29 protein-coding genes are annotated in these 23,265 nt (G+C 64.5%); 18 read left to right on the top strand and 11 right to left on the bottom strand.

Features of this window, described 5'->3' with window-relative positions; all coding sequences use genetic code 11:
• Positions 1-86: 86 nt before the first annotated feature.
• The 3 genes from ABE423_RS00320 to ABE423_RS00310 all read right to left on the bottom strand — a co-directional run bounded on the left by ABE423_RS00320 (position 87) and on the right by ABE423_RS00310 (position 1,983).
• The gene (locus ABE423_RS00320) at positions 87-968 is read right to left on the bottom strand and encodes an RNA polymerase sigma-70 factor (RefSeq protein ID WP_346484571.1); all 882 of its coding nucleotides are present in this window, start codon (positions 966-968) and stop codon (positions 87-89) included.
• A gap of 75 nt (positions 969-1,043) precedes the next feature.
• Positions 1,044-1,448 (bottom strand): cupin domain-containing protein, encoded by a 405-nt coding sequence (locus ABE423_RS00315; RefSeq protein WP_125893221.1) that lies wholly within the window; start codon positions 1,446-1,448, stop codon positions 1,044-1,046.
• Between the two features lie 55 nt (positions 1,449-1,503).
• Entirely contained in the window at positions 1,504-1,983 is a 480-nt protein-coding gene (locus ABE423_RS00310) for a carboxymuconolactone decarboxylase family protein (RefSeq protein ID WP_125893223.1), read from the bottom strand.
• A gap of 89 nt (positions 1,984-2,072) precedes the next feature.
• On the opposite strand from ABE423_RS00310, the gene ABE423_RS00305 reads away from it, so the two are divergent.
• The 6 genes from ABE423_RS00305 to ABE423_RS00280 all read left to right on the top strand — a co-directional run bounded on the left by ABE423_RS00305 (position 2,073) and on the right by ABE423_RS00280 (position 5,726).
• The gene (locus tag ABE423_RS00305; protein WP_071228235.1) at positions 2,073-2,381 is read left to right on the top strand and encodes a sigma factor-like helix-turn-helix DNA-binding protein; all 309 of its coding nucleotides are present in this window, start codon (positions 2,073-2,075) and stop codon (positions 2,379-2,381) included.
• The gene (locus tag ABE423_RS00300; protein ID WP_346484570.1) at positions 2,378-3,409 is read left to right on the top strand and encodes a LysR substrate-binding domain-containing protein; all 1,032 of its coding nucleotides are present in this window, start codon (positions 2,378-2,380) and stop codon (positions 3,407-3,409) included. The genes ABE423_RS00305 and ABE423_RS00300 overlap by 4 nt, the downstream gene beginning before the upstream one ends.
• A 128-nt stretch (positions 3,410-3,537) precedes the next feature.
• A complete protein-coding gene (locus ABE423_RS00295) occupies positions 3,538-4,305 on the top strand; it encodes an SDR family oxidoreductase (RefSeq protein WP_346484569.1) in 768 nt (255 codons plus the stop codon).
• 22 nt (positions 4,306-4,327) lie between these two features.
• On the top strand, positions 4,328-4,882 hold the full coding sequence (locus ABE423_RS00290) for an Ohr family peroxiredoxin (RefSeq protein WP_346484568.1): 555 nt from the start codon (positions 4,328-4,330) through the stop codon (positions 4,880-4,882).
• Entirely contained in the window at positions 4,867-5,163 is a 297-nt protein-coding gene (locus ABE423_RS00285) for a hypothetical protein (protein WP_180837066.1), read from the top strand. The genes ABE423_RS00290 and ABE423_RS00285 overlap by 16 nt, the downstream gene beginning before the upstream one ends.
• 113 nt (positions 5,164-5,276) lie before the next feature.
• Positions 5,277-5,726, top strand: a complete 450-nt coding sequence (locus tag ABE423_RS00280) for a BLUF domain-containing protein (RefSeq protein ID WP_346484567.1) — start codon at positions 5,277-5,279, stop codon at positions 5,724-5,726.
• Between the two features lie 44 nt (positions 5,727-5,770).
• On the opposite strand, the gene ABE423_RS00275 is transcribed toward ABE423_RS00280, so the two are convergent.
• Together ABE423_RS00275 and ABE423_RS00270 are read right to left on the bottom strand one after the other, a co-directional pair.
• Positions 5,771-6,124, bottom strand: coding sequence for a response regulator (locus ABE423_RS00275; protein WP_087922597.1), 354 nt, complete (start codon positions 6,122-6,124; stop codon positions 5,771-5,773).
• 3 nt (positions 6,125-6,127) lie between these two features.
• Complete coding sequence (locus ABE423_RS00270; RefSeq protein WP_346484566.1) at positions 6,128-7,261, bottom strand: ATP-binding protein; 1,134 nt, start codon at positions 7,259-7,261, stop codon at positions 6,128-6,130.
• 149 nt (positions 7,262-7,410) lie between these two features.
• On the opposite strand from ABE423_RS00270, the gene ABE423_RS00265 reads away from it, so the two are divergent.
• The 6 genes from ABE423_RS00265 (at position 7,411) to ABE423_RS00240 (ending at position 13,398) form a co-directional block, all read left to right on the top strand.
• On the top strand, positions 7,411-7,755 hold the full coding sequence (locus ABE423_RS00265; RefSeq protein ID WP_260467280.1) for a hypothetical protein: 345 nt from the start codon (positions 7,411-7,413) through the stop codon (positions 7,753-7,755).
• A gap of 171 nt (positions 7,756-7,926) precedes the next feature.
• Entirely contained in the window at positions 7,927-8,574 is a 648-nt protein-coding gene (gene paoA, locus ABE423_RS00260) for an aldehyde dehydrogenase iron-sulfur subunit PaoA (protein ID WP_346484565.1), read from the top strand.
• Positions 8,571-9,521 carry a xanthine dehydrogenase family protein subunit M gene (locus tag ABE423_RS00255; RefSeq protein WP_346484564.1) on the top strand — a complete coding sequence of 317 codons (951 nt, stop codon included), beginning with the start codon at positions 8,571-8,573 and terminating at the stop codon, positions 9,519-9,521. Before paoA ends, ABE423_RS00255 begins: the two co-directional genes overlap by 4 nt.
• On the top strand, positions 9,521-11,725 hold the full coding sequence (gene paoC, locus ABE423_RS00250; protein WP_346484563.1) for an aldehyde oxidoreductase molybdenum-binding subunit PaoC: 2,205 nt from the start codon (positions 9,521-9,523) through the stop codon (positions 11,723-11,725). The genes ABE423_RS00255 and paoC overlap by 1 nt, the downstream gene beginning before the upstream one ends.
• Before the next feature lie 9 nt (positions 11,726-11,734).
• Positions 11,735-12,796, top strand: a complete 1,062-nt coding sequence (locus ABE423_RS00245; RefSeq protein ID WP_346484562.1) for an XdhC family protein — start codon at positions 11,735-11,737, stop codon at positions 12,794-12,796.
• A complete protein-coding gene (locus tag ABE423_RS00240) occupies positions 12,772-13,398 on the top strand; it encodes a nucleotidyltransferase family protein (protein ID WP_346484561.1) in 627 nt (208 codons plus the stop codon). The genes ABE423_RS00245 and ABE423_RS00240 overlap by 25 nt, the downstream gene beginning before the upstream one ends.
• A gap of 104 nt (positions 13,399-13,502) precedes the next feature.
• Here ABE423_RS00240 and ABE423_RS00235 read toward each other — a convergent pair whose 3' ends face one another.
• From ABE423_RS00235 to ABE423_RS00225, 3 genes are all read right to left on the bottom strand, one after another.
• On the bottom strand, positions 13,503-13,973 hold the full coding sequence (locus tag ABE423_RS00235) for a hypothetical protein (RefSeq protein ID WP_346484560.1): 471 nt from the start codon (positions 13,971-13,973) through the stop codon (positions 13,503-13,505).
• Positions 13,974-14,330, bottom strand: a complete 357-nt coding sequence (locus tag ABE423_RS00230; protein ID WP_346484559.1) for a hypothetical protein — start codon at positions 14,328-14,330, stop codon at positions 13,974-13,976. It lies immediately after the preceding gene.
• 458 nt (positions 14,331-14,788) lie between these two features.
• The gene (locus ABE423_RS00225) at positions 14,789-15,544 is read right to left on the bottom strand and encodes a tetratricopeptide repeat protein (protein WP_346484558.1); all 756 of its coding nucleotides are present in this window, start codon (positions 15,542-15,544) and stop codon (positions 14,789-14,791) included.
• Positions 15,545-15,755: 211 nt separating this feature from the next.
• Between ABE423_RS00225 and ABE423_RS00220 the strand changes: the two genes are divergently transcribed.
• The 5 genes from ABE423_RS00220 (at position 15,756) to ABE423_RS00200 (ending at position 20,257) form a co-directional block, all read left to right on the top strand.
• Positions 15,756-16,034, top strand: a complete 279-nt coding sequence (locus ABE423_RS00220; RefSeq protein ID WP_346484557.1) for a hypothetical protein — start codon at positions 15,756-15,758, stop codon at positions 16,032-16,034.
• A 39-nt stretch (positions 16,035-16,073) separates the two neighbouring features.
• A complete protein-coding gene (locus tag ABE423_RS00215) occupies positions 16,074-16,421 on the top strand; it encodes a hypothetical protein (protein ID WP_346484556.1) in 348 nt (115 codons plus the stop codon).
• 279 nt (positions 16,422-16,700) lie between these two features.
• A complete protein-coding gene (locus ABE423_RS00210) occupies positions 16,701-18,827 on the top strand; it encodes a hypothetical protein (protein ID WP_346484555.1) in 2,127 nt (708 codons plus the stop codon).
• 363 nt (positions 18,828-19,190) lie between these two features.
• Positions 19,191-19,628 (top strand): DUF4124 domain-containing protein, encoded by a 438-nt coding sequence (locus ABE423_RS00205; protein WP_346484554.1) that lies wholly within the window; start codon positions 19,191-19,193, stop codon positions 19,626-19,628.
• 44 nt (positions 19,629-19,672) lie between these two features.
• Positions 19,673-20,257, top strand: a complete 585-nt coding sequence (locus tag ABE423_RS00200; RefSeq protein ID WP_346484553.1) for a hypothetical protein — start codon at positions 19,673-19,675, stop codon at positions 20,255-20,257.
• A gap of 24 nt (positions 20,258-20,281) precedes the next feature.
• Here the strand turns inward: ABE423_RS00200 and ABE423_RS00195 are convergent, their stop codons facing one another.
• Together ABE423_RS00195 and ABE423_RS00190 are read right to left on the bottom strand one after the other, a co-directional pair.
• On the bottom strand, positions 20,282-20,653 hold the full coding sequence (locus tag ABE423_RS00195) for a DUF3653 domain-containing protein (protein WP_346484552.1): 372 nt from the start codon (positions 20,651-20,653) through the stop codon (positions 20,282-20,284).
• Between the two features lie 219 nt (positions 20,654-20,872).
• Positions 20,873-21,334, bottom strand: a complete 462-nt coding sequence (locus tag ABE423_RS00190; RefSeq protein WP_125895913.1) for a DUF6265 family protein — start codon at positions 21,332-21,334, stop codon at positions 20,873-20,875.
• Positions 21,335-21,424: 90 nt separating this feature from the next.
• Between ABE423_RS00190 and ABE423_RS00185 the strand changes: the two genes are divergently transcribed.
• Complete coding sequence (locus ABE423_RS00185) at positions 21,425-22,273, top strand: AraC family transcriptional regulator (protein ID WP_346484551.1); 849 nt, start codon at positions 21,425-21,427, stop codon at positions 22,271-22,273.
• Between the two features lie 40 nt (positions 22,274-22,313).
• Here ABE423_RS00185 and ABE423_RS00180 read toward each other — a convergent pair whose 3' ends face one another.
• Positions 22,314-23,261, bottom strand: coding sequence for a pirin family protein (locus tag ABE423_RS00180; protein ID WP_346484550.1), 948 nt, complete (start codon positions 23,259-23,261; stop codon positions 22,314-22,316).
• Positions 23,262-23,265: the final 4 nt, after the last annotated feature.

Raw genomic sequence — 23,265 nt, 5'->3', positions numbered from 1 at the left:
GTTCACGATCGGGGCGCATCGGCGCCCCGGTCGAATCCCGCAAGGATGAGGTCGACAATGGATGCCGTCCACGCGGGGCGCGGGATCTACTGGATGGAGGTGGGCAGTGCCAGCCGCTGCAGCTTGTACGGGTTGCGCTGCACCAGGATCTGCGTGATCCGTTCGCCATCGGTCTCGAAGGCCATCGCCGCTTCCAGCTCGCCATCGAAATAGCGCAGCAGTCCCAGCCGTCCGTTGAGCATGGCCGGCACCATCCGCAGTTGCGCGCTGCGCCGCAGGTGCGGGGCATACAGCAGTTGGGCAATGCGTGCGCCCCCGACCATCGGTTTGGGGAAGCTGGTGACGATGCCGCCGCCGTCACCCACCAGCTCGGCCGACTCGGCCATCAGCGCCTTCATCGTGCGGAAGTCGCCACTGGATGCGGCCTCGGCGAAGCGGCGCAGCAGTTTCTGGTGCACGTCCTGCGGGACGTTGTAGCGCGGGCGCTCCTGCCTGAGCTGCAGGCGTGCGCGATGCACGATCTGCCGGCAGGCGGCTTCTGTCTTGTCCAGGGTGCGCGCGACCACCGCGTAGTCCTGATCGAACACATCGTGCAGCAGGAAGGCCGCACGCGCATCCGGTGCCAACCGTTCCAGCACGCTGAGGAAGGCGAGCGACAGATCGCTGGCGGTTTCCAGTACATATTCAGGGGTGCTGGTGTCATCGGTCAGCAGCGGCTCGGGCAACCACATGCCGACATAGTGTTCGCGCGTATGCCGTGCCAGGCGCAGGCCATCAATGGCGCGACGGGTGGTGGTGGCGACCAGCCAGGCTTCGGGATTCTCGATCCGTGACTGGTCGGCGCCATGCCAGCGCAGCCAGACGTCCTGCACCACGTCCTCGGCTTCGTGCGAAGACCCGAGCATGCGGTAGGCCACGCCGAACAGGCGCGGGCGGAGGCGGGAAAACAGCGCAGTGGAATCGTCCATGCCAGCGTAGACGGGACAGGTCCCCGGATTGTGACACCCGGGGACCTGTCGTTGGTGCCAGCGCCGGACGTGCGATCAGTGCGGCGGCAGAACCGCCGGCTTGCCGATGTCCTTGATCAGGAACACCACGAACTTCGCCGGCTCGGTAGCGCTGGCGTTGCGACCTACGGTGTGCAGATCGGCCGGGCCTTCATGGAAGGCCTCGCCCGGGCCGAGGGTGACTTCCTTGCCGCCGGCCACGCCCATCACGATCCGTCCTTCCAGGACGTAGACGAAGCCATGGGCATCGTGGCGGTGCACCGGATCGGCGCCACCCGGCGGGTATTCCACGGTAAGGATCAGCGCTTCCTTGCCGGGCTGCTCCGGCAGGGCCCGGGTCATCACCTCGTGCACCAGGGGCTCGGGCGCAGCAGGGGGCGGGGTGGCGGCAGCGCTGCACAGTGGCAGCAGCGCAAGCAGGGCCAGAACAGAACGACGCATGGCAGGTCTCCAGTGCGGTAGGGGAGGGCCGCTGCATGGGGCAGCGGCGGAACGATCAGGCCAGGTCGGCCTTGTCCAGGCCAAAGGCCGCGTCCAGGGTGCCGGGCGTAGTACGGAAGGCGACGTTGGCGCGGTTCCAGGCGTTGATCGCCATCACCGCATGGGTCAGGTCGACGATCTCCTGCTCGGACAGCTGGCCGCGCACGCGCGTGTACAGTTCGTCGGGCACACCCTGCGCCGGCAGCTGGGTCAGCACCTCGGTCCAGGCCAGGCAGGCGCGCTCGCGCGGGCTGAACAGCGTCGATTCACGCCATGCCGCCAGGTGATGCAGGCGCAGTGGGCGCTCGCCGCGCAGGGTGGCCTCCTTCACGTGCATGTCCAGGCAGAAGCCGCAGCCGTTGAGCTGCGATGCACGGATGTTGACCAGATCGATGATGGCCGCTTCGATCGAGGCGGTATGGGCGGCATGCGAGTACAGGCCGAGCTTCTTGAACAGTTCGGGGGATTGCGCGGCGTAATCCAGACGTGCGGTCATGGCGTGTTCCTGTAGCGAGTGAAGGACACAGCGAGGCTAGGCCTGCGCTCGCACTACCGGTAGGCCGGGGCCGGGCCGCATGCTGTTGCATGAAAAACACCAATGGCCTGTCACAGCGGCCGATGCTCGGCCGTCTGCCGGGCATGGACACCGCATCGCACCTGCGCACCGCATTCCGCCCTGCCAGCGAACAGGTCTGGCAGACCTTCCTGGCCGCACTGCGCGAATTGCCGCCCGATGCACGTGCGGTGCTGTTGCTGCACGACGTACTGGGCGCCGGGTTCGAGGACATCGTGCCCCTGCTGGGGCTCGACCTTTCCGCGTGCAGGCAACGCCTCGCGCTGGCGCGGAACCACCTGCACGCGCACCGTGCCCGCCTGGAGCCAGGCCGCCCATGAACACCGCACAGCCCAGCCCGGCCAGCGACGGCCACGATGCGCTCAATGCATCCTTCTCCACCAGCTACGCCGGCGTGCTGGCCTTCATCGCAGTGGCGGCCGAGGGCAGTTTCGCGCGCGCGGCCGACCGCCTTGGCATCGGCCGTTCGGCCGTCAGCCGCAGCGTGCAGAAGCTGGAAAGCCAGCTGGGCGTGCGGTTGTTCCTGCGCACCACGCGCTCGACCACGCTGACCCGTGAAGGCGAGCTGTTCCTGGAGGGCTGCAACCCGGGCGTGAACTGCATCCTGCAGGCGCTGGAGGAAATGCGCGACCTGCGCGAGGGCCCGCCGCGCGGGCACCTGCGCATCAGTGCCAGCCACGGCTTCGGCCGGCGGGTGATCGCCCCCTTGCTGGCCGCCTTCCGCGCCGAGTACCCGCAGGTCTCGGTAGAACTGCTGCTGGACGAGCAGGCCCCCGACCTGGCTGGTGACCGCATCGATGTGGCGTTCCGCGACGGCCTGCTGGAAGACAGCCAGGTGATCGCCAAGCAGCTGGTGCCGATGCAGCTGGTGGTGTGCGCGTCACCGGCGTACGTGCAGGCGCATGGTCTACCGTCGTCGGTGGATGCGCTGTCCACGCATGCCTGCATCGGGCGGCGCCTGCCGGGTGGGCGCATGCAGCCCTGGGAATTCCGGGTCGACGGCACCGATGTGCACCTGCAGCCGCCGGCCGCACTGGTGTTCAACGATGCCGACCTGGCCCTGCAGGCCGTCATCGACGGGCTGGGCATCGCCCAGCTGCCCAGCTATCAGATACGTGAAGCGCTGTGGGCGGGCAGGGTGGTGACCTGCCTGGATCGGCATGCGCCGCTCGATCGCGGCCACTATCTGTGCTACCTCAGCCGCCGCCAGCTTCCCAAGCGCGTGCGGGCCTTCATCGACTTCAGCACGCAGCGGGTGCGCGCGCTCGAGCTGGATGTGATCTCGCATTGGGAAGCGCGCCAACAGGCCACGTCCATGAAGCCAGAGGCACAGCCCGCCTGGGCCTGATGCATTGGTGCGTGCCGGGCAACAGTGCGCGCCCCAGCGCGGACCTACTGCCCCGCGCCCACGCTGCCTACGATTCCAGCATGCCCGGCCACAGCCGGTCGCCCCTTCTACATTCCAGGAGACACGTCATGAAATTCCTCGTCATCGGTGGTACCGGCCGCATCGGCAGCAAGGTGGTGGAGCGCCTGCGCACCGCCGGGCATGACATCGTGGTGGCAGCGCCCTCCACCGGCGTGGATGTACTGACCGGCGAAGGCCTGGACGCCGCCATGGAAGGCGTCGACGTGGTGGTGGACCTCGCCAACTCGCCCTCGTTCGAAGATGCGGCAGTGCTTTCGTTCTTCGAGACCGCTGGCCACAACGTCCTGACCGCCGCCGCCCGTGCCGGCGTACGCCACCACGTTGCGCTTTCCGTCGTAGGCACCGACAAGCTTGCGGCCAGCGGCTACTTCCGCGGCAAGATCGCCCAGGAGCGCCTGATCCGCGATTCGGGCCTGCCGTACACCATCATCCATTCCACGCAGTTCTTCGAGTTCCTGCCGGGCATCATCCAGTCCGCCGGCGAGGGGGCGACCCTGCGGCTGCCGGCCGCCGACGTTCAGCCGATTGCCGCCGAGGATGTTGCCGAAGCGGTGGCACGCATCGCGCAGCAGCCACCCCGCAATGGCGTCGTAGAAATTGCGGGCCCCCAGCGCGTCGCGATGGCGGATCTGGCCAGGCAGTATCTGCAGCGGACCGGCGACCCGCGGCAGGTCGTGGCAGACGCCGAGGCCCTGTACTTCGGCGCGCCGCTGCAGATCGATACGCTGCTGCCGGTGGGGCAGGCGTGGCTGGGGCAGGTCGGCTTCGACGCCTGGCTGCAGCTGTCCGGCCTGTTGCAGCGGCAGCCCGCCTGAGCAGCGAATCGATTGCCTGCCAATGATCGAGCTGAAGCCACCTTCGCCCGCCATGCTGGACCGCTACCAGGGCGACGACGTGCAGCCGCTGTACACCGGCCGCGTGCGGGTGAGCGGTGGCCAGGCCCAGCACGGGCGCGCGTCCGGCGTGGTGCGATCGGACGACGGTGCACTGGCGGTGGACCTGCGCATGCCGCCGGAACTCGGTGGGCCTGGCGGCGGATCGAATCCCGAGCAGCTATTGGCCGCAAGCTACGCCGGTTGCTTCCACGGCGCCATGGTCCTGGTGGCCGCGCGTGCCGGCCTGCTGCTGCACAACCCCAGCGTCGAAGTGGCGGTCACCTTCGCCCGTGATCCGGCAGATGGGCTGTACCTGCTGTCTGCCGAGGTCGTGGTCCATCTTCCCGGCATGGATGCGAACCTGGCCTGCGAACTGGTGCGCAACACCGAACGCGTCTGCCCCTACGCCAAGATGTTCCATCGTGGCATCAGCGATGCCGTGCGTGTCCGGGTGGCCGCAGAACGTGGCGCAGCTCAGGCCTGCAGCGACGCGGGTGGCGCATGTCCCAGCACGTGATCGCATTCGACCAGGCGCGCGTTGCTGACAGCCTGCCGCTCACCACAGCCTGCGCAGGCAAGGAGCGTCCCTCCAGGCATGCCTTCCAGTTGAGGCACCTTCAGATGGGTGATGTGCCGGCACCGGTTGCATCGAATGCTGATCGCATTCACATGTTCCAGATGGCCCTGCTCGTCGCGGGCAGCGTCGAGGTCGAGAACGTAGAAGAAGCCTGTATCGGGCATTGCGGCATACCTGGAGATTTCGCGCATGGTGCACTGCGCATCGCCTCCATCTTGTGATGACGGCCCATATTCAGCGTCATGCGAAACTGAACTGTTGTGTATTTCTTCGACACCTCACATTGACACACGCCCCTTCCTGCTAGGGTCGTGTCTCATCAAGGAGGTGCACAATGCCCATCAGGGCGGTGGTATATGCAAGCGGTGCCGGCAAGGGCATCGCGGGCGACAGGCTGGGCTTGCCCAGCGGCAAGCTGGACTGGATCGTGGACGACGCAGCCCGCTTCAATCGCAATGCCGGGGTTACCGGCGTGCTCCTGTTCGATGGCGAGCGCTTCCTGCAGTATCTGGAGGGGCCGGAGGACGGACTGTCGGTAGCGTACTCACGTGTGCTGGGCGCCAGCAGCCACAATGGCATCGTTGAGCTGCAACGGGGCAGGGTGGGACAACGCCGCTTACCCTTCTGGCCGATGAGGTGGCTGCCTGTTGAGCCGCAGGAACTGCGGCGGTTGGCACACGCCGACTGGACCCGCTTCAATCGGCGAGGCGATGCCGGCAATGTCAACTCAAACGCCATGGATCTCCTGGCGGGGCTTGTAGAGCCCTACGCCATCGCCGCTTGAGTCGCCTTTTCTCTGCTCCCACCTGTACAACCGGGAGCCGCAGTTCAGAACTGGCTCTTGATCGCAGCAATCAGCTGCGTGAAGCGATAGGGCTTGGAAAGGAACTGGACGTTGTCCGGCAATACAGGCAGCTGCGAGCGGCTATAGCCCGATGCCAGCAGGATACGGGCGTCGGGTTGGACGGCGGCGGCTTCCGAGGCCACATCCAGGCCAGACACGCCTTCTGGCATGCTGTAATCAGTCACGACAATAGAGAACCGAGCGCTGCCGCGCAGGCATTGGATCGCTTCGACGCCATTGCGGGCGGTGGTCACCGCGAAGCCCTGGGCGGCAAGTGCATCCACAACGATCTCGCGAAGATCATCCTCGTCGTCGACAAATAGTACTGAAAGAGGCATTGGCTACTCGGCGACAGGGTAGTAGAGGGCGACAGAGGTTCCTGAGCCAGGCGTGCTGTCTACGCGGATGAAACCGCCCGATTGGCTGGTGAAGCCGAAGACCTGGCTGAGTCCCAACCCGCTGCCGCGTCCGACGGTTTTCGTGGTGAAAAAAGGCTCGAATATTCGTGCCTGATCGTCCGGCGCAATCCCTTCGCCGTTGTCTGCCACGGTTATGCAGAGGAACCTGCCCGGTTCCTGGTGTGGGTCATCAGGATGACGTTCTGTCTGTAAACGCACTGTAATCTTGATGCATCCGCCGCTTGGCATTGCGTCACGGCTATTGCACAGCAGATTGAGGATGGCGGAATCCAGCTGGCCACGGTCGAGGTTGACGGACGGAAGATCACCCGCAACGTCGAGCTCGACTGCAACCGCATCGCCGGCGGAACGTTGCAGCATGTCGTGCATGTCACGTATCGCCTTGCCGGCATCGAAACGTTCCGGAGCCAGTTCATGGCCACGCCCAAACGTCAGCAACTGCCGAGTCAGCAGCGCGCCTCGCTCTACCGATCTCAGGGCCGTGCGGATGTACTTGTCAGACACCTCGCCATGAGGCTGCGCGGAGATCAGATCCAGGCAGTTGGTGACGACGCTGAGCAGGTTGTTGAAGTCATGGGCAAGGCCCAGTGTCAGCTTGCCGATGGCCTCCATCTTCTGCGCCTGCAACAGCTCATGTTGTGCACTTCTCAGCTGCTCCTGGGCAAGGTAGCGCTCGGTTACATCCCGCGTGATCTTCGCGAAGCCGACGAGTACGCCATCCACCCTTACCGGGTCGATGACTACGCTGGCATGAAAGCGTGAGCCGTCCTTTCGAAGCCGCCAGCCTTCGCCCGCGTAGCGGCCTTCATTCGCGGCGATGGCCAGGTTGCGTGCGGGAACGTCGGTCGCAATATCTTCGGGCGTATAGAACCTGGCGTAGTTGGTGCCGACCACCTCATCCTTTCGATAGCCCTTGATGCGCTCTCCGCCGGGGTTCCAGGTGCGGATGACCCCGCGAGGGTCGAGCATGTAGATCGCGTAATCAGTGACGGAATTGACCAGAAGTCCAAATTGCTGCGACTCGTCGCCCAGATCGCCCGTGGGATGTGGAGTCATGGAGCGCCTTCCTTCGGGCCGATCAAGCTATGCTTCTGTTTGTTAGCTGTTTGTGAAAGTGAAGGTGGGCCTCCCATGTCGACGGATGGTCATTCAAGCCGCCTGCCACGCACCAGGGCGGCAGCGGCGGTCAGCCCCGCAGCGTCGACATGCCGTCGCACCGCATTGAAGACATTCACGGCATGGCGGATCGCGTGCGCCGCAATGGCTATGCCGACTCGCAGCTGGATACTCTCCAGCAGCGGCTGCAGCAGGCTTCACAGGCCCGTGCGCAGGAATCCGCCGGCGGCGAAGTGTTGTACTCCGGCGGTGCCAACCTCAGCGACGAGCAGATCGCCAAGCTTCCGTTCGACCTGTATCGGCAGGGCTATGAGTACTGGATGAGAATCTGGGCGCGGTGGATTTGGTGTTGGATGGAGCCGAACTGGCACGCATCAGTGAGCGGGTGGCGAAGATCAGTGTCAGTGGCGCACGTTTGCCAGAGGCGGCGTTGAAGATGACCTGCCAGTAGGCTCGGCCGACGATGCCGGCACACCCTGGACAGGCTTCACAGATCTGTACTGCCCAAGCGGGCATAGTGCCCCTTGGGTAGTCTGAGCGCGTCCATCCAGCCACGGGGTTTCCCCGAACGCCAGGAGGTCACTGTGCCAAGTTGGGACGAAGGAGTGAAGTTGACGCGTCGCCAGGTGATCGCCGGCGGCGCCACGACCATGGCGATGTCCGCCGCACCGGGGGCATCATCGTTTGCCGCCGAACTGGCGGCGTCCCCACCGCCCAGGCCGCCGGTCATCAGCACGGTGGCGTTGACCGTCAACGGCACGCATCGTGAGCTCGAGCTGGACACGCGGACCACGCTGCTCGACGCCCTGCGCGAACATCTGAAACTGACCGGCACCAAGAAGGGCTGCGACCACGGTCAATGCGGTGCCTGTACCGTGCTGGTCAACGGCGAGCGCATCAATGCCTGCCTCAGCCTGGCGGTGCAGCACCAGGGCCATACCATCACTACCATCGAAGGCCTCGGAACCCCTGATGACCTGCATCCGATGCAGGCCGCCTTCATCAAGCATGACGGCTACCAGTGCGGGTACTGCACGCCGGGGCAGATCTGTTCGGCGGTGGCGGTACTGGACGAGATCAAGCGCGGCGTCCCCAGCCATGCGCAGGCCGATGTCAGCGCACGGCCCCAGGCCACCAACATGGAGATGCGCGAACGCATGAGCGGCAACCTCTGCCGCTGCGGCGCGTATTCCAACATTGCCGAGGCGATGCAAGAGGTCGCTGGCGCTACCTCTGGAAGGGAGCGCTCATGAAAGTCTTCAGTTACGAGCGCGCGAAGTCTCCTGCCGAGGCCGCCAAGGCCGTCGCCGGCACCGAGGGCGCGAAGTTCCTGGCGGGAGGAACCAACCTGCTCGACCTGATGAAGCTGGAGGTCGAGACACCCGCGCACCTGGTCGATGTACAGGACATCGGCCTGGACAGGATCGAAACTACAGACGACGGCGGCCTGCGCATCGGCACGCTGGTCACCAATACCGCGCTGGCCTCGCATGAGCGCGTGCGCCGCGACTACGGTGTGCTGACCCGCGCGATCGTGGCAGGCGCGTCCGGTCAGCTGCGCAACAAGGCCACCACCGGCGGCAACCTGCTGCAGCGCACCCGCTGCCCGTACTTCTACGACCCCCATCTGCCCTGCAACAAGCGCCTGCCCGGATCAGGCTGCGGCGCGCTCGAAGGGTTCTCCCGGCAGATGGGCGTGATCGGCACCTCGGACAGTTGCATCGCGACCTATCCGGGCGACATGGCGGTGGCCTTGCGTGTGCTGGACGCCTCGATCCAGACCGTCAAGGGCGATGGCAGCACGCGCAGCATTCCGATTGCCGATTTCCATCGTTCCCCGGGCGACACGCCACAGCAGGACAACGTGCTGCAGCGCGGTGAGCTGATCACCCACGTCACGCTGCCGGAACCGCTGGGCGGCCGGCACGTGTACCACAAGGTACGTGACCGCGCGTCCTATGCGTTCGCACTGGTGTCGGTCGCCGCGGTCGTGCAGCGTGACGGCTCGGCGCGGTTCGCGTTTGGCGGGGTCGCACCGAAGCCGTGGCGCATCGAAGCAGCCGAACCGCTGCTGCGCGACAGCGTCAAGGCCGCGACCCGGCAGGTGTTCGCCGGTGCCCGTCCAACGCAGGAGAACGCGTTCAAGATCGCGCTTGCCGAGCGCACCCTCGCAGCCGTTCTGGCCGAAGGAGAGCGCTGATGCCCCTCGAATTCAACGCCCCCGCCGGCGACAACCTGTTCGACAAGGCCAAGGTGGTCGGCAAGTCGACGCCACGCATTGATGGCCCACGCAAGACCACCGGCACCGCCCCCTATGCCTACGAGCGTCATGACGTCGCGCCAAACCAGGTCTACGGCTACATCGTCGGCGCGGGCATCGGCAAGGGGCGCATCATTTCGATGGATGCCTCCCGCGCACGTGCCGCCCCCGGCGTACTGGCGGTGATCACCGCACCGGAGACCAAACCGGTCGGCACATCCAACTGGAACAATGCGCCACTGTTCGGCGGGCCCGAGGTCGCCCATTACCACCAGGCCATTGCCTGCGTGGTGGCCGAGACCTTCGAGCAGGCCCGCGCCGCTGCGGCGTTGATCCGCACCCGCTACGAGCGCAGCAAGGGGCGCTTCGATTTCCCAGCGCTGGCGCCGTCCGCGCCGCTGGCCAAGGGGCGCGGTGGCAAGCCCGACCGGCAGACGCTGGGTGATTTCGACACCGCCTACGCGAGCGCGGCGGTCAAGCTCGACGAGACCTACCACACAGCCGACGAAAGTCATTCCATGATGGAGCCGCACGCCACCATCGCCGCATGGGAAGGGGACACGCTCACCCTGTGGACCTCGAACCAGATGATCGACTGGGCCAGGCAGGGCATGGCGGCGATCCTCGGCATCGATCCCGACAAGGTGCGTGTGGACTCGCCCTATATCGGCGGCGGCTTCGGCGGCAAGCTGTTCATCCGCGCCGATGCAGTGCTCGCCGCACTGGCCGCTAAGCAGGTCGGGCGGCCGGTGAAGATCGCGCTGCAACGCCCGTTGATGCCCAACAACACCACGCACCGGCACGCGACCATCCAACGCGTCCGGATCGGTTGCGCGAAAGACGGCAGGATCTCCGCCATCGCCCATGAGAACTGGTCGGGCAATATCAACGGCGAGGACGGCGAGAACGGCACCCTGCAGACGCCCAAGCTCTATGCAGGCGCCAACCGCCTGGTGGCCAACTACATCGCCACGCTCGACATGCCCGAAGGCAATGCGATGCGCGCGCCGGGCGAGGCGCCGGGCCACATGGCGCTGGAAGTGGCGATGGACGAAATGGCCGAGAAGCTGGGCCTCGACCCGATCGCGTTCCGCATCCTCAACGAGCCCGAGGTCGTACCCGGCGATCCGTCCAAGAAGTTCTCCGACCGCAACTTGGTGCGCTGCCTGCGCGAGGGCGCGGAACGCTTCAACTGGAACAAGCGCAACGCCAGACCGGCGCAGGTAAGGGAAGGGCACTGGCTGGTCGGCACGGGCGTGTCCGCGGGCTATCGCGGCGCACCGACGATGAAGTCGGCGGCACGGGTTCGTCTTGACGGCCAGGGTGGGGTGATCGTGGAAACCGACATGACCGACATCGGCACCGGCTCCTACACGATCATCGCGCAGACGGCGGCCGAGACCATGGGCGTGCCGCTGGACCGGGTCCAGGTGACGCTTGGCGACTCCCGCCATCCCGCCTCCGCCGGCTCCGGTGGCCAGTGGGGCGCGGCAAGCTCCACCGCAGGCGTGTACGCGGCGTGCGTCAGCCTGCGCCGCAAGGTGGGCGAGAAACTGGGCTTCGACGGCGATACCGCAAACTTCGCCAATGGCCGTATCCAGGCGGGTGGGCGGACCATCGACCTGGTCGAAGCGGGCACACTGTCGGCAGAGGACGGCATTGCCTTCGGCAACTTCAAGCAGGGCTACGACGTCGGCACCTATGCAGCGCATTTCTGCGAGGTCGCCGTGCATGCCTACACGGGAGAGACGCGCATCCGCAGGATGCTTGCCGTATGCGATGGCGGCCGGATCCTCAACCCACTGTCCGCACGCAGCCAGGTCATCGGCGGGATGGTGATGGGCGCAGGCGCGACCCTGATGGAGGAACTGGTGGTCGACAAACGGCTTGGTTTGTTCGTCAACCACGACCTTGCGGGCTACGAGGTTCCCGTACACGCCGACATTCCGCACCAGGAAGTGGTCTTCCTCGACACGCTGGACCCGGTGATCTCGCCGATGAAGGCCAAGGGCGTCGGTGAGCTGGGCATCTGTGGTGTCGGAGCCGCGATCGCCAATGCGGTCTACAACGCCACCGGTGTGCGCGTGCGCAACTATCCCATCACCCTGGACAAGCTGTTGCCCGGCTTGCCCGAAGTGGGCTGACCCTTGCGCATGGACCGACCCGTGGCCTCACCCGCCCTGGAGACCTGTGCGGTAGAGGGAGTGGAGCCCAAGCATGCTGCGGGGCACCTGTCCGCAGCGCCGGGCTTCCTCACCGAAGGCAGCCCGCGCGGCGTGCTCGAGACGGCCTTGACGCGCGTACGCGCGGGCGAGCACGCCGTGCTCGCGCTGGTGCTGGAAACCGATGGCTCCACCTACGCCGGTGCCGGCGACATGGTGCTGTTCTGCAACGGCAGCCAGGTCGGCTGGCTCAGCGGCGGATGCCTGGAGCCCGAGCTCGCGCGCCGCGCGGAGCAGGTGAGCGCGGCAGGGCAGGTCGACTGGATCGAGATCGACACCCGCAGTGACGAGGACCTGTTGAGTGGGTCCGCACTCGGGTGCCGCGGCCGGCTTCGGATTGCGCTGCTGCCATTGCGTGCCATGACCGGCATCGACGCCGTGATTGAGGCATGGCTCCGCGAGGGGGTGTCACTCCAGCGCGACCTTCGCACGTCGGGGCAGATCGTTTTCCGCGCCGGCCATCGCGAGCAGGCATGGCAGCTGAACCCGATGGACGACACACAGCCCTTTGGAGAAGCAGCGTGGCGTTTGCCGTTGCCCCGGCTTCCGCGGGCCCTGGTGTTGGGGGGCGGTCCAGAAACGCCCTTCCTGATTCCGTTGCTGCGGGGACTGGGATGGCGGGTCAGCGTGGCCGAACGACGAGCGCGCTGGTCCTCAGCGGGGCAGGGCGCGGATGCGCAGCTCCAGGTGAGCCCAGCCGAAGCCCTCCATGCCGACCCGTGCGACGCGGTACTGGTGATGCACCACGACTTCGAGCTGGACCGCGAGGCGCTGGTGGCCTTGGCCGATACCGAGGTTGCCTTCATTGGACTTCTGGGTCCGCGGCGAAGGCGTGAGGATCTGTTCAAGCTGCTGACGCCGGATCAGCGCCACCGCCTGTCCCCGAGACTTCGATCACCGGTCGGCCTCAACATCGGCGGCCGAGGGCCGGAGGCAATTTCGCTCAGCATCGCCGCGCAGCTGCAGCAATGGCGAAGCGCCGCCGGCACGTGAAGGCCGCGCATGCGGTCGTCGTGCTTGCTGCGGGCGGCAGCACGCGGCTTGGCCAGCCCAAGCAGCTTCTGACCCGGCAGGGCGAGACCCTTGTACATCGCGTAGTGCGGTTGGCGCTGGAGCTCGCGCCATCGCAGGTGCTGGTGGTGGTGGGCGGGAACGCACAGGCCGTGACATCCAGCATTTCCGGACTGGCTGCGACCCTGGTAACCAACCGCCACTGGGAAAGCGGCCTGGCCAGCAGCCTGCAGGTGGCAGGCAAACACCTGCTGCCCACGGTGGCCGCCGTGATGGTCGTGGCATGCGACCAGCCCGCGATCGAGCACTCCCATCTGCAGGCGTTGCTTTCCGGTGCCCGCGCTTCGGCATCAGGGTGCGCTGGCACGCGTCACGGAAACGTCCTTGGCGTTCCTGCAGTGGTGCCGCGCGCATGGTTCACTCAGGTGGATGCAAGCCGTGACCGCGGCTTCGGAGCGCGCTTGAGGCAGCTTCCCATCGATGCCGTGCATGCCCTTCAGGCGCCGGAGCTGGGCCTGGATATCGACACGCCAGAAGATCTCGCGCGTGCGCACCTTGCGGGCTGGATCGATGCCGGGAGATGAGTCGCATGATCACTGGGCCAATGCCCGTCGCGCAGGTGAGTAGCGGCAGAACCGGAGCCTGAACCCTCGCAACTCGCGGCTCTGTAGAGTCGAGTCATGCTCGACTACGGCACGCCACATCGCGCCCCATCAGGCACATCACCAGCAAGAATCTGCAGCACCCGATCCAACAAAACAGGCTCAGGCACGCCAGCCAGTACCTGCTCCAGGTAACCCAACGGTTCCAACTGCCATTGGAGGAGCGCCTGCAACCGCACAACGGCGGGCGCCCGCTGCTTCGCGTCCAGTGAGACACGCAACAGCAGATGTTGCGAGCGCCTCTCCAGCCACAGCACTGGTATGCCTCGGCAATGAACCTGTAACTCGGCATCTCGATACCGCTCAACAAACTGGAAGCCCTGTCGTGGCCGAGACTCCACGAACTGCATCGCTTGGCGGCGCAGTTGTGAGAAGCGATCGTCGGTGATGCTCTGGAACGCGAGCGGCTCGGGCACAGGCGGCGCCGACCACCAAGGTTGTGCAGCGACCACTGCCGTGAAGAACAGCGCTGTGGCCGCCCAGCGGCAGCAAGCCACTCAGCCCTCCGGACGCACTCGATCGATGGCGTGCGCTGTGAGTCCCAGCCCTGCCATGATCAGGCCCTCCATGACGCGGGGGCCAACGTACTGCTCCAGTTCGCCGTTCTCGCGGGCACGCTGTGCGGCCAGCAGGATTTCCAGCACCACGCGAAGGCCCGCCAGCGAGCAGTCGGTGTCGGCCAGGGCGATGCGTCGGCCCGGCATTTGGTGGCGCTCTGGCCAGGGCTGACCATCGGAAGCGGCACCCGAACCGATGCTGTGCAGCAGGGCGACGAGCGTGTTCGGATCCAGTCCGGGGCCGTTGGCGGGCGCGTCGTAGATCGGGTGCGGGGCAGGGGAGTGGGGGTGGGTCATGGCTGGGCTCCTTGCGTGCATGCAGAAGCCGCCACCGATAAAGGTGGCGGACGGTGCGAGGTTCGAAACCCGGTGTGCAATCAGACCGGCGGGCGCAAGGCCCCCACGCACCGCCCGCCGTAGCCGGCTGACGGATTGCCAGTCGGCACCACGCGGTGGTGGTGCCGACTGGCAAGCGCTTTTTACGATTGCACAACCGGGGTTTCGAAGCCCGGCCACCTGTTCAAGGTGGCACGGCAAGAAATACGCCCGGTTGTGCGCGATGCCAATGCAGTAGGGCCGATGCCGTCACTACTTTCAACATTTTCAGAATCGTTGCATACCGCGCAATGAGACTGGAGCCTTGCGCTGCAATGCTATCGGCGATGTCGGTGGTGCAGGCCTGCGAACTGTCGGTATCCGCCCGGCGGAGCCGTGAGCGAGGCGGATGCGACAGGATTGCCAAAGCCCGACAGGCGTCAGTAGCCCTTCATCGCGGCCTTGGTCCGCTCCAGCCAGGCCGCATTGTGGCTGCGCGCATGCCGCGACCAGTGCTGGGCATCGTCGATGATGCTTGCGAACAGGCTGCGGGCCTGCTCGCGATCGTCGGGTTGCGGCTGCGCTATCAGCCATTCGGCGTAGAGGCAGCGAGCGGCCGCATCGTTTCCGCATTCCACGGCGCGCTCGAATGCGGCGCGGGTGCCGGGCGCCTGGGTAACTGCCAGTGCCTGCGCGTAAAGCAGGGTCTGTTCCGGCTTGCGGCGCACATCCGGATGGCGGGCGAACAGGCCGTCCAGCGTCTCCACCGCCAGCGCGGCGTGCCCGGACTCAAGGCGGGCTCGGGCGAGGCCGGTCAGGATGTAGGGATCGTCACCCAGCGGCGAGCTGGCCGCCTGCTCGAGCAGGGTTCTGGCTTCCTCGGCCTGGCCTGCATCCAGTAGCGTCATGCCAAGACGAACCCGATTCTGCACGGTGGGCGTTCGCGACAGATCAGCACGTGCGTTGCGCAGGTCCTGACCCGGGTCCATGAGCTGCTTGGCGGAGCGGATGGCCTGACGGGCGCCGCGCGAGTTGCGGGCTTCCGGGAAGTAGATCGCAAGGAAATAGACGACGCTGCCGAGCAGCGGGAACGAGAAGAGCAGGATCAGCCAGTAGAGGCTCTGGCCCGAGCGGATGGCGTGCACCGCGAAGTAGATGGCTGCCAGTACGTGGAGTCCGATTCCGATATAGGGCATGTGTGCCGCCTCGTCCTTGTGGGGTTGGCACTATAGTGGGCGTGGGGTGGGGCGCCAATGGGGGGGGGATGATCGGGCGTGACGCGTCACGTTAATAGGGTTGGATTCTGCGAGGTAGGGCGCTGCATGTCACTATGTGAGGGTGCTGCATTGATGGAGGGCAATACATGGAACGTACGCAAAAAGCACTAACGATGGCCAATGTCGCTGGTTGGGATCGGCGCTGGTCACGTTTGGCTTGGTTCAAGGGGGCTTTTATCTGAAGGCGTATTGGGACCACTTCGGCCTGGATCCCTTTCAGTTTGTTGCAGTAAGTGAGCTTGCGCTGGCAGGTTTAGCGGGCATCGGTTTGGTGTTGTTCTTCATGCTCGTGGCCCTGCTGCTTGGCGGCTGGGTTGAGGGCAAACTGACAACGGACACGCCCAAGGCCAGTCCGTTGATATGGCTGGTCTTGACGATCTTCCTTGTGGGCACGGCCGCGTTGATGTGATGGGCGAAGGGCTGGCCGCTTCTGATAGGCACAGCTTTGATGGCCATCTGCGCAGTGATCGTGCGCGTGTCGCCGGTGTTGCCGGCCTTCTTCAAGGACTCACCATGGCTGGTCTATGTCCTAGCGATGCTTGTCTATGTATCGTTTTCTTCGAACTGGCTTGGTTCTGAGCGCACCAAGAAGATCGCTGCCGATAGCAGCGAGCACACGGTGGCTGTGACTGTTGACGGAAAGGTGCAAGGCGGCCTGATACTGGCGGGTCGCTTTGGTGATAGTTATGTGTTTTGGGACTCAGGGCAGAAGCATGCATTACTTGTGCGTGCGGACGATGTCAGCAGATTGGAGATTGCGCGTGGTTCTTTAGCGCCTGCAAAGTCAGCCCAGTAGCGATTAGGAAGATCTACCAGGGGTATGGCTCTGGATCGACCGAGACATTGAGTACCCGTTCGCGCTTGGCGTTTTTGCCCTAGATTGCGGTATGCGGTGGCCGAGCGCTCCCTTGGATGCACTCCAGTGACGACTCCCCGCTTCGGTGAACTAGTTAGTTAGCTCCCCGTGCGAACCAGTGGAATGACGATCTCCGGATGCGGTACCGTTTGTCTTAATTAAGGCTGAGCTAACCGAGTAATGTCTGAAACGATAGCGTCAAACGCCCAAGGTAAGCCCATGCTGTGCGAGGTCCAACGCATCATCGAGGACTTCGATGCACTATACCCGTCACAAGACGTGGGTGCCGCCGTGGAGGCCATCGGCATCGCGACGCACGGCAAAGGCCTTTCGCAGTGGTCGGACCTTGTCCACAAGCGCTTGGGCGCCTTGAGCGCTCCCGACCAGTACGGGGTGCGAGAGCATCTCCGCGACCTCACAACCGAAGTCGTATATGCGCACGCGCTATTTGATCAACCGCTCGAGCCGGTATTGAAAACCTTGGGGGCGGCTAGCTCGATCTCCGCGCCGCCCGATACTCGCAAGACCGCGGCGCCGATCGACTGGACAGCCTTGATCCAGGCCGCGCGCGTGCAGTCGTTATTGACCCAGTGGTACGCTGACAACTTGGACATGCGCTACCCGCGCGAGTTTGCGGTTGCGCGCGCCGCGCGCCGCCTAGCTGACCGCGGTTTCCCGGTGGAGCACGAGCGCACGCAACTTCGCCTTTCGCAGCAAACTAACGATCGGTTGATCGCGCGCTTGGAGGAATTGATCGGCGATCTAGGTGGACTATGCTTGCTCCGAGAGTTGTTCCGAAAGGCCATTGCAACGTATGACGCCGACTCGGAGCGGTACATGATCGTCAGGGATACGAGGGTTGGGCGTCCGCGTGAACCAGACTTCCCTTGGGGTTACCTCATCGCCTTGAGCGCCAAGCACGTCTGCCGCCGCAACAGTCGCAGACCTGGCAACGAGGCTTGGGAAGAGCTTATCGGCCTAGCAACGGATTTTGCCGCCCTTCATGACGTCCAGGACTACACACCGCCGATCTTTGCGCAGATCCCGACCGACAAGCTCGTTGCGACGTTGACGAGGCGAGCGCTCTACGACTCAATTTACACCTTTCCGCAACTACGCTCGAGCGATGTGCTGCGCATGCTTCGGCCGTTGCTGGCCGAGATTCCCGCTGACAGAACTTACGGTCCTGGTTGGACGAAAAATGACGTATTCTCCGTCATCGAGCAGCTATACCGGGCCATAGGAGATTGCCGCGGTCCGGTCTCTCTTGACCTTCGGCACATCGCCAAGACCGTTCCGGGCGTGGCGCCTGTGCTAGCCAAGCACATCCTGTTTGACGTGCTCTCGCACCCTTCCACGGGCCCAAACTCGCAGTTCTTCCGTCCCACCGACCAGACCGTGCGCGGCGCAGATCCGCTAACTGGCCCAGGCAACAGCCTGTACCTGCGCCCATTGATCCGGCTGGATGGCAAGCGCGCTATCGTCATAGATCGATCCGTGGCCGGGCCGGGCATGGTGGAGGCAGTGCTCAGTGCCGTGCGCGGGTACGAAGGTGCCGACACGTTCCAGGGCAAGGTGATTGGCGCAGGGGCCGAGGCGCTCATTCGACTTGAGTTCGCACAGCACGGTATTGCGATTCATACCGGCGACTACGACACGCCAAAGGTCCATGGCGAGTGCGACATCGTTATCGACGAGGCTGGCAACCTGGCATTCATTGAGTCCAAGGCCAAGGCCCTCACTCGAAACGCCGCCAACGGCAATGATGTCGACGTACTGCTCTCGCTCGCCGGCAGCGTGGTTGCGGCGGTGGAGCAGTCTTTTGGGCATGAGATGCAGTTACGAAAGCACGGCGAGCTTGAGCTTTACGATAAGGAAACACGGAAGGTGAATCACACCTTGACCTGGAGAGGCCAGACCGTCGATCGCATCGCTTTGTCCCTGTACGACTTTGGTTTTTTCCAGGATCATACTGCGATCTCAAAGCTGATGTGGCCGATGTTGAATGCTCGCTACGGAGCGATCGACCCTGCAATCCAGAACACCTTCAAGGGTCAGTTTAAAAAGTTGAACGAGAAGGTGTTGCCAAAGCTCACCGGACACCTGCAGATTTGGGAAGAGCTTGGCTTTCAGGGGGAGGACCCCTTCGCATTCGGCAACTGGTTCCTGAGTGCCCCGCAGCTTTTTGGGCTGCTCGATGGGATCCAAGGGCCGGCCGAATTCTTCGAGCGACTCGGTTTTCTAAGAAACCTGACATATCAAAGCTACAACTTCCACCACCAACTCAAACATGCCTTATCTCTCAAGGCGGAGCGGGATGTTCGCGCCGACGGAGAAAGGCCTTGAGTAAGAGCGAGACCAGGCAACTTGGGAGAGCTTCCGCTTGGGGCCGGCAAAGCACACCTGGACGGAACAGGCTCGTAATTGTCGGGGGAACTTACAGGCAGGCAAGAGCCGAGCCAGAGCCGCAGCCATTGCCAAGCAGAGCCAACGGCGCAGCCAGAACGGATCGAGCAGAGTGGGGCGGTCATCAATGGGAACGCCATCGCGCGTGGGGATAGGGCGCTCGGCAGCTTCCCGGAAACGCCCTCATTCCAAAGCAGCAGCCACATGACCACGCCAGCGATCCCCACAAGGCTGTGACCCCGCCCGTACTCGCCAACCTGAAGGCTAAGGAGGTAAGCTTCGGCCCAGCTACAGGGGGAAGTCATGGTCACAAGGATTGCGGCAGCAGCGCTGCTGTGCGTGATGGCTGCGCCAGTAGGCGCTCAGCAGATTTACAAGTGCGTCACCAAGGGCCGCGTTGAGTACCAGTCGATGCCATGCGCCAATGGTGAGGCGGCGAAAACGTGGAATGTTGAGGTTGCCCCGCGCTCTGCCGAATCCGCAGCCAATGAGCGTCGCCTGGACATGATCAGGCAGCAGAATTCTGCCGCTGTCACGCCTCAACCGGCACCGCGCCCGGCTCCGGTCTACAGAAATGGCGGTGGTGGCGGCCAGCTACATCACGTTTCGCAGTACAAGGACGCCAACGCGTGCGAGGCAGCACGTGCCGAGCGTGAGCGCGTTTTCCGGGCCTATGGCACCAATCGCCCATTTGACGTTGGGCGACGCATGGACGACATGGTTTGGCGTGCATGCAAGTAACCAAAGCCGTGATTCTTTGGACTCACGGTGACAGGAGGGGGTAGGTGGCGGAAGATTTCTCGACCAGCAATCTGAACGAAGCCAAGTTCCATGCGAGCTTGATGATTCGCACGGTGGCTTTCTCGACGTCAGATTCAGTGGGGGCGTTAAGCTCGTATGTGACCGCCGCAGCCGGAGCTGCGTTTATTGCCGCCATCTCCACCGGCTCCTCAATAGCAGCCGCCCTTGGCGCAAACGTCCTTGCCGCATGGCTTTTCACGTGTGTTGTCACGATGGTGATCGGGTTCGCCGCTAAGGGAGCAGGTACTGGCGTCCAGGCTGCGAAGGCTGCGTATGAGATGGGAGCCAAGGAAGCGGACCGCCTTGGCGGTTCGGCTTCCTACGACATTTCCCCCTTACCAATTGACGTTCAACGGCTGGTTCTTAAGGCCGCGCCATTCGGCGAGAGGTGGATCGCGCGGCATACGCTTGCCATGGACAGATATGAAGGCGCTCTCTCCATTGCACTCATGAGCAATCTGCAGAAGCGGCTCGTTTTCCTGCAGATATCCGTCCTGCTATTTGGCGGCGGTTACATTTCACGGATGGTGTGGTGGGTGTTCGAGCACGGAAAGATCCCCGGGGTGTAGGGGCAGCGCCCCTACGGAAGCGCCTCACACGCGCTGGCGGGACCTCGGCCCACGGCTCATGTAGACCACATTGCAGGTTTCGGCGCCGGAGCCAGGATCACCGACGCCCAACCGCCGTTCTCGGCGAATTCTGAGGACTTCGGCAAGGTAGATCACGCCGGATTTCGCCGTGGCGGATCCCGTGGGGGCCGGAGCCGATCGCGCAGCCAAGTCTGCGCGAGCCTCGGCCATCATCAGTCGCCATTCCCGCGCAATGTTGCAGGTCAGGGACCACCAGGCCATATCGCAGGGTTCCAGCTGGTGACCTTCGGGAGTGAACATGTGTCCAGCTTGGAAGCCGAAACCGGCCCAAGGGCCGGTTAGGTCAGTTCGGTCATGCGGATCGATCTCGATCATGCTGCAAGCTGTTCCTTGTCGGGGGAGCCTGCAGGGAGGCAAGAGCCAAGCCAGAGCCGCAGCCATTGCCATGCGGAGCCGACAAAGCCGACCGCCGACCGCCGACCGATACAGCATTGCGCATAATGTATATTATGTTACGGGCAAGATCGCTACCCAAGAAGCCAGAGCCTCACCAGTCCTCAGATCCCTGACTTCACTCCTGGCCAGCGTTCCCACTCAATCCCCGCAGCGTTGATAGTCAAACGGAATCCGCAGGATCTTCCCGTCATCACCCGGACCGGAGATGCTCGCCTTCAGCGCAGTGCCATCACGCCGGTACTCGATGCGCTTCGGGAAGTCATTCTGCGGATTCTCGAACACCACCCAGTTCGCGCCATGGTCTGCAATGACGAACGTGGTTGGCGCCACGCCATTGGGCTGCACATGCAGGCCAGCCGCTTTGCCCGCCGGCACCAGGCGCATGTACTCGAATGACTCCATATCGCCGTGGCTCAGCGTCCGTGACATCCCAAGTAAGGCCCCGCCGGCCTCGGGCAGCCAGACCTCATCAAGCCTGCGCTCCTCGGTACCGCCGCACCAATGCCCGGCCAGCCAGTCGAACTCGGCCGGTGCGGCCATAGCCGCGCCACTTCCCAACGCCAGGCCAGCGCCCAGCACCGCCACCTTCGACTTCAACATGTCCTGACCTCCTGGTTGGGTTGGCTGCAGGCTAGCGGCACGGACACCGAGGGCGCTTGTAAAAACGCGCAGGATGGCGTCCGATGCCGCATGGACTACTGCGAGCACCCTGCCCCCGACGACCTCCGCCGTCACGTCCAGTGCATCTGGTGGCTGCAGGACGACGCACCCGGGAATGACGTGCAGGTTATCTATCCCGATGGCCGTTGCGAGCTGCTGGCCGAAGTGGGCGTGCCGCTGCAGCTGCATGGCACAGATGGCCGTATCCGTTCCGATCTACCGTTCTGTTTCGCGGCACAGCAGTCAGGGCCAATCCGTTTGCAGGCCGCTGGTGCGGTGTTCTGCATCGGTGTGCGGCTGCAGCCGGCCGCGAGCGCCTTGATCGCCGGTGCCCGCTTGCCCGGCCTTCGTGACCAGGCCCCGGACCTTTACACGCTGGATGCTTCCTTTGCCGAAACGTTCAGTGCCGCCGCACGCGCCAGTGCGGCCACCAACACGCCCGAGCCTCTCTGGCAGGTCCTGCGGGATCGTTGTTCCAGCTTCGTCCTGGACGAACGTGTCGAACAGGCGGTTGCGCAGCTGGATGCGATGCAGGGCGATCTGCGCATTGCCGAACTGACGCGGCGGCTTGGCATGTCCCTGCGCGGCCTGCAATCCCGCTTTCTGGCCGCGGTGGGCATGCCCCCGAAGGAGTACGCTCGTGTGCGCCGTCTGCAGGCGATTCTGCACACCCTGGATGGAGAAGCCACCAGCATTGCCACTGCAGCCGCACGTCACGGCTACAGCGACCAGGCCCATGCCACGCATGATCTTGTCCGCTGGACCGGGGTAACGCCCGGCCGGCTGGTGAATGCCCTGCGTGGCGATCGTGGCAGCGACGATGCACTGCGGCTGGCAGCCGCCTTCGTGCGCGGAAGCAGTAGCGGCCACTCAGGATAGCTGGGCCCCGCCCTCCTGCCCTGCTCCAGAGCCGACTCCATCAGCCAGCGCTTCCCGCCGTCCGGATCTGCTTCCCCAGCTCCCGGATCCGCGCCTCACCCGCCTTCAGCGCCTGCGGGCTGGTATGGACCGAGTAGTAGCCTGTTGCCAGCGGATACGAATGCTGTGCTGCGGTACCGAACACGAACTCGGTGTCCTCGCGGGCGAAGAACGCGACCTCGTGGCCGCCTTCCTCGAAGACCACCAGTTCACCTGCACCGATCGCTTCGGGCACACGCAGCGAGCCCACGCTCACGGCGGCCCAGGCTACGTCATGTCCCGGCGGCGGTTGGAACCGCCACGATTCTCCCGCCCGCAGTTTCACCGAAAAGTAGTTGATCGGTGCCGGGGCATCGATGGGGCTGCGGGCCGTGCCGTACGCTCCCAGCAATACGGTCACCGGGCCTTCGCTGAGGATCTGCTCGGGGCCGATGTAGCGGCTGAAAGGTGCAGCCAGCTCCAATGCAGGTGGCAACGCGAGCCACAACTGGAAACCGCGCAGGCGATCAGAATCACCGAATCCGCCACCGTGCCACGCGCCACTGCCGGCCTGCATCCACTCCATCCAGCCGGCCTCGATACTGCCCTGGCGGCCCTGGTCGTCTTCATAGTCGACGGCCCCTTCCAGCAGCCAGGTGAGCGTGGCGATGCCCGAGTGCGGATGCAGGCCAAGCGCAGGGGCTTCGGCGCGCGAAAGATCGCGCGCGTCGATGAGATCGAGGAAGACGAACGGCTTGAGACGTTCGCCCAGGTCGGAAGGACTCACCAGCCGGGTGATGGGTCCGTGGCTGCGGCCGCGGGTGCGATGCACGATGCGGCGCACGGAGGCGACCGGAGACATCGCGGTGGATTCGGAGGGGTGGACGGCAAGCATGGCGTGGTCTCCTTGGAAGCGGGTTTCGAACGTCGCGACGACGTCGTACGCCCAAGGTAGGCACTGAGTACTCATGGCA

The organism is Stenotrophomonas sp. TWI1409, from assembly GCF_039673015.1.
GTDB classification, from domain to species: Bacteria; Pseudomonadota; Gammaproteobacteria; order Xanthomonadales; family Xanthomonadaceae; genus Stenotrophomonas; species Stenotrophomonas maltophilia_A.
Note: the sequence above shows the minus strand (reverse complement) of the source record. Positions and strands in the feature narration are given on the sequence as shown.

Coding starts and splice junctions, on each gene's coding strand:
- ABE423_RS00320 (WP_346484571.1), bottom strand. CDS start 968: ATGGACGATTCCACTGCGCTGTTTTCCCGCCTCCGCCCGCGCCTGTTC.
- ABE423_RS00315 (WP_125893221.1), bottom strand. CDS start 1,448: ATGCGTCGTTCTGTTCTGGCCCTGCTTGCGCTGCTGCCACTGTGCAGC.
- ABE423_RS00310 (WP_125893223.1), bottom strand. CDS start 1,983: ATGACCGCACGTCTGGATTACGCCGCGCAATCCCCCGAACTGTTCAAG.
- ABE423_RS00305 (WP_071228235.1), top strand. CDS start 2,073: ATGAAAAACACCAATGGCCTGTCACAGCGGCCGATGCTCGGCCGTCTG.
- ABE423_RS00300 (WP_346484570.1), top strand. CDS start 2,378: ATGAACACCGCACAGCCCAGCCCGGCCAGCGACGGCCACGATGCGCTC.
- ABE423_RS00295 (WP_346484569.1), top strand. CDS start 3,538: ATGAAATTCCTCGTCATCGGTGGTACCGGCCGCATCGGCAGCAAGGTG.
- ABE423_RS00290 (WP_346484568.1), top strand. CDS start 4,328: ATGATCGAGCTGAAGCCACCTTCGCCCGCCATGCTGGACCGCTACCAG.
- ABE423_RS00285 (WP_180837066.1), top strand. CDS start 4,867: ATGTCCCAGCACGTGATCGCATTCGACCAGGCGCGCGTTGCTGACAGC.
- ABE423_RS00280 (WP_346484567.1), top strand. CDS start 5,277: ATGCCCATCAGGGCGGTGGTATATGCAAGCGGTGCCGGCAAGGGCATC.
- ABE423_RS00275 (WP_087922597.1), bottom strand. CDS start 6,124: ATGCCTCTTTCAGTACTATTTGTCGACGACGAGGATGATCTTCGCGAG.
- ABE423_RS00270 (WP_346484566.1), bottom strand. CDS start 7,261: ATGACTCCACATCCCACGGGCGATCTGGGCGACGAGTCGCAGCAATTT.
- ABE423_RS00265 (WP_260467280.1), top strand. CDS start 7,411: ATGCCGTCGCACCGCATTGAAGACATTCACGGCATGGCGGATCGCGTG.
- ABE423_RS00255 (WP_346484564.1), top strand. CDS start 8,571: ATGAAAGTCTTCAGTTACGAGCGCGCGAAGTCTCCTGCCGAGGCCGCC.
- paoC (WP_346484563.1), top strand. CDS start 9,521: ATGCCCCTCGAATTCAACGCCCCCGCCGGCGACAACCTGTTCGACAAG.
- ABE423_RS00245 (WP_346484562.1), top strand. CDS start 11,735: ATGGACCGACCCGTGGCCTCACCCGCCCTGGAGACCTGTGCGGTAGAG.
- ABE423_RS00240 (WP_346484561.1), top strand. CDS start 12,772: ATGGCGAAGCGCCGCCGGCACGTGAAGGCCGCGCATGCGGTCGTCGTG.
- ABE423_RS00230 (WP_346484559.1), bottom strand. CDS start 14,330: ATGACCCACCCCCACTCCCCTGCCCCGCACCCGATCTACGACGCGCCC.
- ABE423_RS00225 (WP_346484558.1), bottom strand. CDS start 15,544: ATGCCCTATATCGGAATCGGACTCCACGTACTGGCAGCCATCTACTTC.
- ABE423_RS00215 (WP_346484556.1), top strand. CDS start 16,074: ATGGCCATCTGCGCAGTGATCGTGCGCGTGTCGCCGGTGTTGCCGGCC.
- ABE423_RS00210 (WP_346484555.1), top strand. CDS start 16,701: ATGCTGTGCGAGGTCCAACGCATCATCGAGGACTTCGATGCACTATAC.
- ABE423_RS00205 (WP_346484554.1), top strand. CDS start 19,191: ATGGTCACAAGGATTGCGGCAGCAGCGCTGCTGTGCGTGATGGCTGCG.
- ABE423_RS00195 (WP_346484552.1), bottom strand. CDS start 20,653: ATGATCGAGATCGATCCGCATGACCGAACTGACCTAACCGGCCCTTGG.
- ABE423_RS00190 (WP_125895913.1), bottom strand. CDS start 21,334: ATGTTGAAGTCGAAGGTGGCGGTGCTGGGCGCTGGCCTGGCGTTGGGA.
- ABE423_RS00185 (WP_346484551.1), top strand. CDS start 21,425: ATGGACTACTGCGAGCACCCTGCCCCCGACGACCTCCGCCGTCACGTC.
- ABE423_RS00180 (WP_346484550.1), bottom strand. CDS start 23,261: ATGAGTACTCAGTGCCTACCTTGGGCGTACGACGTCGTCGCGACGTTC.